Raw genomic sequence first — 12,341 nt, forward strand, 5'->3', positions numbered from 1 at the left:
GTGGCGGCGAGAACCCTGGCGAGGAGCGCAGTGCCCCGCCGACCGAGCGAGCCACCTCCCCCCGTCCCGGACGTCAACCGTTGCGGTCGGGCCGTCGTCAGCCGGCGCTGTCCCACGTTCGACGATGACGAAGCGCGACGTCGACCGACCCGGCCGTCAGGGCAGCCAGGACGCCTCGGCGAGGGCACGGGACGCCGCCTCCTCGTAGACCGCCAACGCCAGCCAGGACTCCGCGAACGCCTGCCCGTCGTCGTCGGTGACCCGGCCGAACGGGTCCCGTGGACGGGCCCGGGCCGCGACGCTCATCGCCCCGAGCAGGTACGCGCCGAGATCCAGGCGGGCCCGACGCAGTCCGCGCTGCGAGGAGTCGGCCAGTGCCTGGACCGCCCGCCCGCCCGAGATGACCCGCTCCAGGTGCCGGCGCAGCAGGCGCAGCGCCGGATCGCCGGTGCCCGGGCGCTGACCGCCGACCGGCGTCGACGCCGGCTCACCTGCCGTCCTGAGCTGGCTGTGGTGCAGCCGGTCGTAGCCGAGGTCGACGTGCCCCGCCCAGCTCTCCGGCAGGCCGAGCCCGGGCCCGCTGGCGGGTACCGGCGCGACGGCGAGCGCCTGCACCGTCGCCCGTCGGGTCGGATCGAGCCGGCCCACCAGGCGCAGTTCTACCCCCACCGCCTGCCCCAGCAGTCGCAGGTTGTGACGGTGGGCCAGTTCGGCGTGCTCGTCGGCGACGGTCAACGTCAAGACCCCACCGTCTCCGGTGGCGGCCAGGACGGTGTTCTCGTGCGTACCCAGCACGCGCACGGTCAGGAAGAGCAGGTCGGCACCGGCGGGCCGCTCCGGCACCGGCAGCGCCGACGCGGCGAAGGCCCGCCGTACCTGGTCAGCCAGCGGTTGCGCCCACAACCCGACCAGCGGATCGTCGGCCCAACCGGCCCCGCCGGCCCGTACCGCGCGCACCGATCGTCCGGTGCCCAACTGCCCCGACGCCGACGCGGTGCCGCCGGACACCACCAGCCCGGCCCGGGTCAGCTGCCGGTGGCTGAGCCCCGACTCGCCCACCGCCACCGCCGAGTCACCCGCACCGGCGGCCCGCCCGACATCACCCGGGGCGAGATCGGCGACCGTCCAGAGCCGACCGTCCCGGTCCACCAGATAGGTGACCACCCCGGCGTACCCGGAGTCCGCCACGACGGGCACGGCGCAGAGCCCGTACAGCCGCAGGCCGGCCTGCGGGTCGTACGCACGCCGGGCGGTGCCCAGCAGGTGCCCGAGTTCCCCGGCTGGCAGCGCGGTCCCGCGCAGGCGACGCGACACGGCCAGCAGCTCGCGCAGGTCGTCGGTCAGGTCGGTCAGCCGGTACTGCGGCTCGGCCGCCCGGGCTGCGCGTAGTCCCACCGCGACCCGGGTGCCGGTCGCGGCGACGCGGTGCAGGCCGTTGGCCCTGGCCTCGTGCACGGCCCGGAGCAGGGCGGTACGCAGCACGACCCCGCAGCCGACGATCCCCGCCGCGAGCACGGTCACCGCCACCTGCCACAGTCCGTCGGCGGCGGCCCGCTGACGCTCGGTCAGTTCTCCGCCCACCGGCGGCCCGACCGGTGCCTCGGCCGCCGAACCGCTGGTCGGCCCGGGCGCCGCGACGGCAGCCGGCCCGGCGGTCTCCGGCGCCGGGTCCACCGGGGCCGAGTCGTCCACCGGGGCCGAGTCGTCCACCGGGGCCAGGGCGAGCACCGCTACCCGGTGCAGGCAGTTGGGCGCGAGCAGGCAACTGCACCGGGCGGCGGCGGCGTCGCGCACCACTCCGTCGGTCGCCACCAGCGTCACGGTGGTCGCGTCGTCGACCTGGACCGTCACCTCGCCGGCCCCGCCGGTGACCGGCCAGCCACCGGCCCGGGCCACCGCGTCGTCCACCTTCTTGCGCAACCGCCCGGGCAGCGCGTCCAGCGCCTCGGCCAGCACCGGCGCGGTCACCGCGGGCAGGCCGGTCACCGGCGCACCTGCTCCCCGACCCACCGGGCCAGTTCCAACGGGCTCAACGCCGCGATCGGCATCCCCGCCGCCACCAGCTGCCCCGCTGCCGAGACCGAGTACCGGGGCCGCCCGGTGTCGTCCAGGCTGGCGCAGCCCAGCACCGTACAGCCCGCCTCGACCAACGCCCGGGTCTCGGCCAGCAGCCCGCCCATGGGAAATCCCTCCTCGAAATCGCTGATCACGGCCACCATGGTCCGCTGCGGGACGGTGACCAGCGAACGGGCGTAGCGCAGCCCGGCCGCGATGTGCGTACCCCCACCGACGCTGACCTCCAGCAGCAGGCCCAGCGGGTCGTCCACCCGCTCGGACAGATCCACCACCTCGGTGGAGAAGGCCACGAAGTGCGTGGTGAGCGCCGGGACACCGGCCAGGACGGCGGCGGTGAGCGCCGACCAGATCACCGACGACTCCATCGAGCCGGAGACGTCCACGACGAGCACCAGCCGCCAGTCCACCCCCCGCCGGGCCCGGGTCCGGAACACCGGCCGCTCGGGTACCAGGGTGATCCGGCCCCGCTCGTCGCGGCGGCTCGTGGCCAGGTTGGCCCGCAGCGTCCGGGGCAGGTCCAGCGGCCCGCCCGGCCGGTAGGTGGGACGTGGCGTGGTCAGCCCGGTCAGGGCCGGCCGCAGCCGGGCGGCCAACTCCCTGGTCAGCTCCTCGACGATGCGGGCCACCAGCGGTCGCAGCCGCGCCACGGTGGACTCCGGAAGCCCACCGGCGAGGGTGAGCACGTCCCGGAGCAGCTCGACGGAGGGGCGCACCGCCTCGGGATCCAGCTCGGTGAGCACGTCCAGCCGGCCCGCCTCGACGGCCCGGGCCAGCACCTCCTCCCGGACCCCGGGCCCGAACAGGGCGGACAGCTCCTCCGTCCACTGCCGTACGCCGGGAAACGATGCCTCCCGGCCGGCACGTCCGGCCGCCTCGGCGCCGGCGCCCTCGCCCCGGCCAGCCCCGTACAGCTCGTCGAGAGCGGTGGCGTACCGGCGCACGCCCGGCCGGACCCGAGCGGTGTCCCGGCCGAGCACGAGCCGCCAACGGTCGACGGTCGAGAGTTCACCGGCCGGGGCCCGGCGGGTGGGCGGCCCCGGGGCGCCGGGGTCGGCCGGCGGGTCGTTCGGCTCGGGGGCGAGGAAACCCTGCGCGACCAGCGCCGACCGGCCCGCCCGGTCGGCGAGCAGCCGGACCAACAGGGTGTCCGGATCGTCGACCACGGAGATGTCGGTGGCCGGATCGCTGCCGCCGAGCCGTTCCCGGACCACGTCCAGCAGCCGGTCCCGGCCGGCCGGGCTGATCACGTGGAAACCCGCGCGCAGCGCCGGCAGCCGGGTGAGGAACTCCTCGTCGGGCAGCGTCTCGACCCGGTCGAGGAGCCCACCCAGCACATCGTCGTTGGCCCGCAGCAGCGGCTCGGCGACGGCCAGCAGCCCCGTCAGGTGGCCCTGGAGCTGGTGCCGCGCCGTGGGCGTGGTCGCGGTGTCCAGCCAGGACGCGATGCGCCGCCCGAACGCGGCCGGCTTCCCCAGGCCCAACAGGACCCGCACCGCCCCGGCGGCGGCGGCCATCATCGGCGTGCCCTGGGTGGTGAGCCGGGTGAGACAGTCGGCCAGGCGCAGCCCCGCCCCGGCGGTGTCGGCCCGCTGGGCGAGCGCGGCCAACGCCTCGGCGTCGGTCACCTCCTCGGAGCCGGTCAGCCCGTCGACCTGCCGGATCGCCGCGCTCTCCAGCGCCTCGGCCACCGCGCTCAGGTCGCTCACCGGCAACCCTGACCCACCGGGCAGGTGGCCGAGGCGCAGCCGGTCGAGCAGCGCCAACGCCATGATCAGTTCCGTGAGGGTGCCCTCCGCCGGTACCGTGACCGACAGTTCGGTGAGTCGGCGCGCGGCCAGGTCGGCCAGGTCGCAGCGCGCGGCGGCCTCCAGACCACTGATCACCGCGGTCGCGGTCGGACCTCCGTCGGCCTGCGCACGCCGCCGCTGCTCCACCAGGGCGCCCTCGGCGGCCTGGGCGAGGGTCACCCCACGCAGGCCGGCCACCTCGATCGTCGCCTCGGTCCGGGGCGACCAGCCCACCCGCCAGCGCGCGGTGACCGGGTCGACACCGCCGACCCCTTCGCTGGCGACCGGTTCGGCGTAGGCGACGCCGCAGACCGCGAGCCGGCGCAGCGTGATCTCCCGACGCCGGTCCAGATCGGAACGGAGTGGATCCAGCCGCAGCTCCTTGGCCGGGTCGCCGGCGCCGGGCAGCCGCAGCCCGGCCAGCAGTTTCCGCACCGCCGGTGCCAGCCCGCAGCGGGGGGTGCCGGGGGCCAACGCGCCACGCCGATCGCCGACGAGCACCTGTTCCATGGCCCCGGCCACCACCCGGCCCCGGCCCATCACCTCGCCGTGGGCCAGCACGCTCTGCATCGCTTCGACCAGCTCGCCCCGGGCCGGTGCGGGCAGGCCCCGCAGCCGGGCCAGGTCGACCGCGAGGCGGACCGTCTCCCGGGCCTCGGCGGGGCCCGCCGGGTGACCGGCCCGGCGGACCGCCGCACACACGGCCACCACGGATGACACCGTCGCCGACTCGACGGCGGTGGGGTCACCGTCGGCCGCGAGGACCGACTGCTGCCACTGCGGATCGCGGATCCCGGCCGGGTAGCCCGACCGGGCGTCCAGCAGCCCGAACGTGTACGGCACCAGCGAGGTCACCACCGGCGGTGTGGCCGGGCCGTCCTGCGGCGGTGCGCCCGCCCCGGTCAGCAGCGCCGGGGCGTGGAAGGCGCCGACCAGGGCGGCGACCCGCCGCTGGCCCGCCTCGGCCAGGCACTGCCGCATCCGCGCCTCCCGGCGCAGGTCGAGTGCGGACACCCCGGCGCCCCGCTCGGCGTCGACGCGCAGCGCCCAGCCGACCGCCAGCGCCGCGCGGCGGACCGCCTCCGGACTCGCGCCCGGCGCCCGTGCCTCGACGGACCGGTCCCACAGGTCCTCGTCGCAGCGCCCGGTGCCCGCCGCCCGCAGCGAGTCGGCGAACGACCGGCCCGCCGCCGCGACGTCGCCCGGTGCGGGCCCGCCCTGCCGCCACGCCTCGTCGGCCAGGGGCAGATCGCAGGGTACGACCTGGACCCCGTTGCGGGCGGCCCAGCGCACCGCGACGAGTTCGGGGGAGAAGTCGGCGAACGGGTAGAACGCGGGTCCCCCGCTGTCGCCGACCACCCCGGCCAGTGCCACCGGTGCGATCGTGGCCGGGTCGGCGAGCCACGGCAGCCACTCGCCCAGCTCGGGTGGGAGTTCGAGGAGCAGCACCTCGGGCCGGAACTCGGCCAGCAGTCGCGGGAGTGCCACCGCCAGCGCGGGTGAGTGGTGCCGCACCCCGATCAGGTACGGCCGGCGGTGCCCGGCCAGCTCCGTGACCGCGACCACCGGATCGACCAGTCCGGTCGGGTCGACCAGCCCGGTGGCGGCTGGCGGCCCGGTCAGGTCCGGCGGCTCAGTCGGCAAGGACATCACGCAGCTCCCAGAGCCGGCGCCACAGCCGTGCGCCGTCCTCGGCCCGGCGCCGGACCGCGCCGTCCCAGTACCCGAGCAGTTTGGCCCCGTCGGCGGGGTCGTCCTTGCGGACCACGCCCAGCAGGTGCCCCGGCAACAGCGACAACACGTCCCGGTCACCGGGGAAGTACGCCGCTGCCAGCCCCAGCGACGTCGCGACCGCCACCGCCTCGGCGGTGCTCATCACCGTCGAGGGCCGCTCCACCTCCCAGCCCTCGACCGAGCGCCCGGCGCGCAGATCCCGGAACGCGGTGACGAGCGCCTCCAGCACCGCGTCGTCGACCGCGAACGGGGTCCGCACCCGGTCCAGCGCCGCCCGGGCCTGCCGCTGGACCAGCGCGGTCTCCTGCGCCAGGTCGGGGATCGGGCCGACGGTCTCGAAGTTGAACCGTCGCTTGAGCGCGGCGGACATCTCCGACACGCCCCGGTCCCGGAGGTTGGCGGTCGCGATCAGCGTGAAACCGGGCGCGGCGGGCACGGTGGCGTCGGCGGTACCGGACAGCTCGGGCACGGCGATCCGGCGGTCGGACAGGATGGACACCAGGGCGTCCTGGACCTCCGGCAGGCAACGGGTGATCTCCTCCACCCGGGCGACCGCGCCGGTACGCATCGCCGACAGGATCGGCGACGGCACCAGCGCGGCGGCGCTGGGGCCGTGCGCGAGCAGCAGCGCGTAGTTCCAGCCGTAGCGGAGCTGGTCCTCGGTGGTGCCCGCGGTGCCCTGCACGACCAGCTCGCTGGTGCCGCAGACCGCCGCGGACAACAACTCCGACAGCATCGACTTCGCGGTGCCCGGCTCGCCGACGAGCAGCAGGCCCCGTTCCCCGGCAAGGGTGACGACACAGCGCTCGACCAGGGCCCGTTCGCCGACGAACTTGGCGGCGATGACCAGCTTGCGGGGCAGGCCCTCGCGGCGCGCCTCCTTCGGCAGCTCAAGCTCGCCGCCGGCGCTGCCGGCGATGAACGTGACGACCGCGCGCGGGGTCAGCCGCCAGCCCGGGGGACGGGGCCCGTCGTCGTACGCGGCGAGGAACTCCAACTCGGTGGCGTGGGCGTGCTCGGCGGGATCCACCTGCCGAACCGCCGGGGTGGTCGTGGTCATCGGCGCCTTTCCGTAACAAGATCGTCGAAGCGGGGTGCGTCACCGGCGAGCAGCCGGGCCCAGGCGAGTTCGAACAGCCGGGGCGCGGGGGCGACCGGGGTGATGATGCCCAGGGCGGAGACGCCGCCCTCGTCCCCGATCAGCAGCGGCAGCTTCCACCGCTCCAGCGGGAGCAGCGGCGCCTTCAGCGCCAACCAGCCACCGGGCAGGAACAGCGACCGCCCGGCTCGGGGTCGCTTCGCCGCCACGACGTGTGCGGTCGCGGCCAGCTCCGTCCGGGCCGCCTTGAGCCGCGCCGGCTTCCAGCCGGTCCACCGGGCCACGTTGCGGTCGGTGGGGTCGGGCAGGGCGAGCAGTTGCAGGTACAACGCCGACGCGTCGGCACCCAGGCCGAGCCTGGCGCCGACCGCAGCGACCAGGTCCGGCGCGGAACGGGTCGGATCCTGCGCGAACCCCTCGGCCGCGTCCGGGACGGCGTAGGACACCACCTCGGTGACCTGGTCACCGATCAGGGCCCGCAGCGCCGCAAACACCGACTCGTCGACCTGGTCGAGGCGGGCCTGCAGCACCACGAGCACCGGATCGTCCACCCCCCGCAGCCCGGCCGGGCGCAGCAGGACCCGGTGCCAAACGTCGGCGGGCGGGATCAGCACCGGGCCGATCTCGGTCCCGGCGGGGTTGGCCACCGCCGGGACGCCGAGCGCGGCGGCCAACGCCGGGATCTTCTTCCCGTCGAGGTGGCCCACCGGGACGGCGAAATCGGGATCGGCCAGCCGCTGCCGGACCAGTCGGGCGGCGACCGGCAGCGCCGAGCGGATCGGGTCGGTGGCGGGCAGGTGGTACGCCAGCCACGGCAGCGTCTTGGTCAACGCCGTCAGCACGTCGTCGTCGTCGATCCTGGGCACGGAGCCGGCCAGCCAGCGGCAGGTCGTCGGGTTGGCTACGCCGTGGATCACCTCCGAGGCCGCCAGCGGGCTGGCCACATTGGCCCGGTGCGCCGCGACGATCAGCTCGTCGGGCACCGGGCGGCGCCGCCCGCGCAGCCGGGTCCACTCCTCGACGATCAGGTGACATCGTGGCCCGTCGGCCCAGAGCGCCGCCGGGTCCTCGGGCAACAGCAGCCCCAGCAGTTCGGCGACGCCGCCACCGCCGCCCCGACGGCGGCCGGAGCCCCAGTACCTGGCCGCCACCGACGCGGCCACCGGGTCGGGCAACCCCAGCGTGGTACGGGCCGGCTCGGCTTCCGCCCTCTCCCAGGCGGCCTCGGGCAGGCCCGCCAGCAGCAGCACCGCCTCGGCGTGACCCATGCCCGCCTCCTCGGACAACGCCCGCGCCCGGTCCGCGCGCCAGGCCACCGGGCCGTTCTCCCGGACGAGCCGGACGAACTCGTCGATCCGCTCCGGAGTGACCGCACCGCCCAGGAGGATCCGCTCCCGGGTGATCCGGAAGCCCGGCACCGCCCCGAACCGCCCGGTGGGTGCCCATTCGAGCACGTCGACCTCGCGGTCGTCGGTGTCCACATCGAGCACCAGCAGCCGACGCCCGTCGGCCTCGAACACCTGCCCCTTGTCCTGGCTGAGCTGGCCGGTGCCGTCGGCCACCAGGGTGGCCCGCCGTACCCGGCTGCCCGGGGCGACGAGCCCGGACCGGGCGCAGGTCTCCAGCAGCGTCAGCAGGGCGTCGCGCACGTCGGGCGTGGTCAGCGGCGCCGCTGCCCGGTACATCGCGGCGGGCAGCAGCTCCAGCGCGTAGAACCAGTCGACGTCACCGTCCAGCTCGACCCCGTCGACCGGGACCGGCACGGCGCCGGTGAGCACTGCTCCCGCCCGCGCGATGAGCCGCCGCGCGCTGTTCCCCCGGCAGTAGCAGTACCGGATGAGCCCGGACAGTCCGGCGGCGAGCAGCTTGTCCGAGGCCGCGTCCTCGGTACCGGCGGAACCCTGATCCCCGGCGGACCCGGCCAGCTCCGTGAGACTCCCCCGGCCCGCCAGCACGCCGGCCAACGTGCGTAGCCTCGCCGCCTGCCCGGCGGCCTGCTCGACGATGCCGGCGACCCCGGCGACGAGGGCCGGGGCGGTGAGCTGCGGAAGGTACCGGCCGACCAGGGCGCGCACCTGTGCGGTGTCCAGGCCGGCCGCCTCGGCCAGCAGCGCCCCGGCCTGCTCGTCGGTCACGGCCCGCAGCGCCGCCGAACCGGCCTCGTCGCGGGGACGCAGGAAGTGCCAGAACGCCACCGGTGGCAGCAGCCGGGTGCCCGTGGCGGACGTCGAGGCCTCGCCGTCGAGCGCGTACCGCCCCAGCAGGAAGCCGTCGTCGGCGCAGAGCAGCAGCTCACCGTTGCGGCCCCGGCCACCCGACAACAGACCGTAGGTGGCGGTTGCGCCCGGGAACCGCACCGCTCCCGCCAGCTTCGCGTCGAGGTCGGTGCCGGCCGGCAACGCGAAGGACCGGCCGTCCACGGCCTCGCCGGCCCAGCCGCCGTCGGGCCGCCGCCGGGCCCGCCACCCGGCGAGCCCGTCGGCCCGGCCCAGCGGGCTTTCGGACGACTCCGTGGGGCGCAGCCAGGACAGGTCGGCGTCCAACGGTTGGCCGTCGACGGCGCCGTCCTCGAAGAACGCCGGCATGGAGAACCGGCCGGGCTCGCCGGTCGCGGGGTCGTACTCGCGCCATCGCGGCGCCTGGTCGCCGGAGCGCACCCAGTAGGTGCTGCCGTCGCTGATGATCCGGCCGGCAGTCCGCTCGCCCCGGTCACCCACCCGCAGCGGGCGCCGGCCGAAGGTGCGCCCGCCACCGGGCAGGGGCAGCGACAGGGCGGCGTTCATGGCGAAGGCGTCGTCGGCGACCGTGAAGACGTCCTCCGGCGCGCCACTCCAGTAGCCGGCCCGGTCCGGGCCCCGGTCCCAGCAGACCAGCAACTGGCCGTCGACGTAGCGCAGCACCAGCCGCCACATGTAGCGGCGCTCGTCGGCCGGGATCCGCATCAGGTGCTCGTACTCCACCCCGTCGCGCCCGACCACCAGCACCAGGTCACCGCGGCGGAGCAGCAGGTACGGCCACTGCCCGATGACCTGGAGGTCCTTGTCCTGCTCGCCGGTCAGGCCGAGGCGTTCGGCGGCGGACTCCAGGGCGGGCCAGCCGTACTCGTCGAGCAGACCGGCCCGCAGCGTGCGGCCGAGCACGGGGCCGAGGTCGTGGTCGACGACCCGGCGTACCGCCTCGGGATTGACGGCGAACCCGGCCGGGCAGGCGACGGTGCCGACCCGGTCGAGTTGGCTGTCCAGCGTCGGCAGCCCCTGCCGCGCGACGGCGTCGGCGACGGTGTCCAGCCAGCTCTGGAGGGCCGTCCGGAGCCCGGGTACCGCGATCACCTTACCCACCCGCGCCGTCGGGTCGGTGTTCTCGTCGCGCCAGCCGGGTTGTAGCTGGCTCTCCACGCCCTCCCGCAGCGCCGGCAGGAAGCGCGGGTCGGCGGCGGTCGCCACCAGGTCACGCCGACCGTCGGTCTCATCCGACAGCCACTGCTCCACCCAGTACCGGGCGGCGCGGGCCGGATCCGCGACGGGCACCCCCAGCGCCAGGCAGGTGTCGAGCAGGTCGAGGTCCACGCCGTCGTGCTTACGGCAGAGCGCGACCGGCGCACCGTCGGACTTCAGCCGACCGGCCATCCGCTCGACCAACGCCAGCAGCCCCGGGTGCCGGTTGCGGGTCCGCCAGGAGCGTCTCTCGCGGTGCTCGTCGAAGCGGCGCAGCCAGCCGGCGGGGCCGTCCGGTGAGTCGGCCCCGGCGGGGACGCTTCCCGCCGGCTCGGTCAGCGCCGCCGTGGCTCCGGCGTCCTCCAGCACACCCAGCCAGACGTCGTCGCCGCAGTGCTCGGGCACGAGACCGAGTAGCCGGCCGCGCAGGGCCGGGTCGGCGGCGGCGAGCCGGGCCAACGGTGCCCGGTAGGCCACCCAGAACGCCTCCGGGGCCCGGCTGATCGCCGGAGCGTCCAGCAGTTCGCGGAGCACCCGCTCGTCGGTGGCGACCGGGTCGACCCCGGCCTTGCGGGCCAGCCGGCGCAGGTCGGTGTGCATCGCCGCGTACGGCGGGAGACCACCCAGGGTGCGCTCCACACACAGCCGCAGGAACCGGTCGTACGCGGCCGACGGCTCGCACCGCGTCGCCAGGTCCCGGGCGTGGTTGGAGAGCGCCTTCGCGGTCAACGCGCCGGCCAGGGCGAACTCCAGGAACACGGCGTGCTGGCGCTCCTCGTCGATGGTCAGCGCGTAGGCCCGTTCGGCCTCGCGCGCCCTGCCGAACATGCTCGCCGCGTACGTCACGCTGTCGGCGGCGAGGAACGCCCGCCCGGCCTCCTCGTAGAACGTCGGCAGGAAGTGCGGCACCGACCGGGCCAGCCGCTCCCCGAGGGCGTTGAAGCCGTCCTTCGCCGGGCCGACCCGGGATCGGGCGGTCCGCGCCAGCCGCTCGATCTCCTTGACCAGGGCCAGGGCGTGGTGCCCGTTGGCCGGATCGTGGACCAACGCCCACGCCGGGAAGCCGAGCGCCTGTTGGCGGACCACCCCGACCTGGGCCACCCGCTCCGGGCGGGCGAAGCCCAGGAACTCCATGGAGAGGTCCTCGGCCTCGCCCAGCGTGCCGCTGACCAGCCGCACCACGGTCCGCTCCGCGAGCACCGGGTGGGCGTACCGGCGGGCGGTCAGGGTGTCGACCGTGTCGTCCTTGGCCACCACCGTGCCGGCCGGCAGCACGGCACCCGCATCCAACAGGTCCATCGCGTCCGCGCTCACTGCTCCTCCTCCTGCTCCTGTGCCACGATCCGTCCGGCGTACAGCGCGGCAGCCATCCGGGTGCCTTCCGACCAGGCCACCGGGCCGACCGTCCCCAACGGCAGGGCGGTGCCGTGCCGGTCGGTGAAGACGAGGTCGCCGGTCTCGGTCTCGTAGTACGGGTCGTCGGCGCCGACCCACGACCGGGCCTCGACGGTGCGGCCGTTCTCGAACACCCGGCACACCGCGTTGCCGCCGCGCACCGGGTAGCCGAGCTTCGTCGCGCGGGCCGTCAGGTGGCTCAGTTGGCCGTACCGGCCACCGGAGTACTCGCTGAACCGGAACGCCTTCGGGTCCACGTCCGCCCCACGGACCCACGTCTGCCGGAAGAGCTGGTCGACGGACTGGCGAACCTGGAGGTCGGCGGCGAACTCACGCAGGTCGTCGAGGTCGGTGAGCGCGACCGGGTGCGGGACGACGACCCGCCGGGCGGCCCGGCGGACCGTGTCACCGTCCAGGTCGACCAGGCCGATCTGGCCGTCGCCCGCCTCGCGGAGCAGGCCCACCTCGTCGGGGTCCCAGCCGCCGTCGTCGTCGAGCACCGCGACGACGAGGTCGGTGAGGGCGTTGCGCCACGCCTCGTCCGGCCACACCTCGGTCAGGACCGCGACCGGCACCGGCAGCGAGCGCACCATCCAGCGCTCGATGTCCGTGCGGCACTGTGCCTCGTGCCGGGCCAACCACTCGGTGAGTTGCCGAAGCCCGACCACGGCCGGGTCGTCCCGCAACGATGTCGGCAGGGAGCGCAGTTCCCTGCCCTTGGCATTACGGGCGACGACCTCGCCATCGCGGAGAGTGACCTGATAGCCACCCGCCACCTCTGACCATCCCATGTGGACATCCAACGCTCGACGGGAA

General features: G+C 75.7%; 5 protein-coding genes. All 5 read right to left on the reverse strand.

The window, feature by feature from the left end:
* Positions 1-156 precede the first annotated feature (156 nt).
* From C5N14_RS08735 to C5N14_RS08755, 5 genes are read right to left on the reverse strand one after another with little or no spacing between them, the layout of a single operon-like run.
* A complete protein-coding gene (locus tag C5N14_RS08735; RefSeq protein WP_117667326.1) occupies positions 157-1,986 on the reverse strand; it encodes a hypothetical protein in 1,830 nt (609 codons plus the stop codon).
* On the reverse strand, positions 1,983-5,513 hold the full coding sequence (locus tag C5N14_RS08740) for a DUF5682 family protein (protein ID WP_117667739.1): 3,531 nt from the start codon (positions 5,511-5,513) through the stop codon (positions 1,983-1,985). Before C5N14_RS08740 ends, C5N14_RS08735 begins: the two co-directional genes overlap by 4 nt.
* Complete coding sequence (locus C5N14_RS08745; RefSeq protein ID WP_117667328.1) at positions 5,497-6,657, reverse strand: AAA family ATPase; 1,161 nt, start codon at positions 6,655-6,657, stop codon at positions 5,497-5,499. Before C5N14_RS08745 ends, C5N14_RS08740 begins: the two co-directional genes overlap by 17 nt.
* Positions 6,654-11,444, reverse strand: coding sequence for a hypothetical protein (locus C5N14_RS08750; RefSeq protein ID WP_117667330.1), 4,791 nt, complete (start codon positions 11,442-11,444; stop codon positions 6,654-6,656). The genes C5N14_RS08745 and C5N14_RS08750 overlap by 4 nt, the downstream gene beginning before the upstream one ends.
* Positions 11,441-12,316, reverse strand: coding sequence for a DUF4132 domain-containing protein (locus tag C5N14_RS08755; protein ID WP_117667332.1), 876 nt, complete (start codon positions 12,314-12,316; stop codon positions 11,441-11,443). The genes C5N14_RS08750 and C5N14_RS08755 overlap by 4 nt, the downstream gene beginning before the upstream one ends.
* Positions 12,317-12,341: the final 25 nt, after the last annotated feature.

Source organism: Micromonospora sp. MW-13 (genome assembly GCF_003434305.1).
GTDB lineage: Bacteria > Actinomycetota > Actinomycetes > Mycobacteriales > Micromonosporaceae > Micromonospora.

What these genes read in the sequence shown, in the direction of transcription:
- C5N14_RS08740 (WP_117667739.1), bottom strand. Translation starts at nt 5,513, where the DNA reads ATGTCCTTGCCGACTGAGCCGCCGGACCTGACCGGGCCGCCAGCCGCC.
- C5N14_RS08745 (WP_117667328.1), bottom strand. Translation starts at nt 6,657, where the DNA reads ATGACCACGACCACCCCGGCGGTTCGGCAGGTGGATCCCGCCGAGCAC.
- C5N14_RS08755 (WP_117667332.1), bottom strand. Translation starts at nt 12,316, where the DNA reads ATGGGATGGTCAGAGGTGGCGGGTGGCTATCAGGTCACTCTCCGCGAT.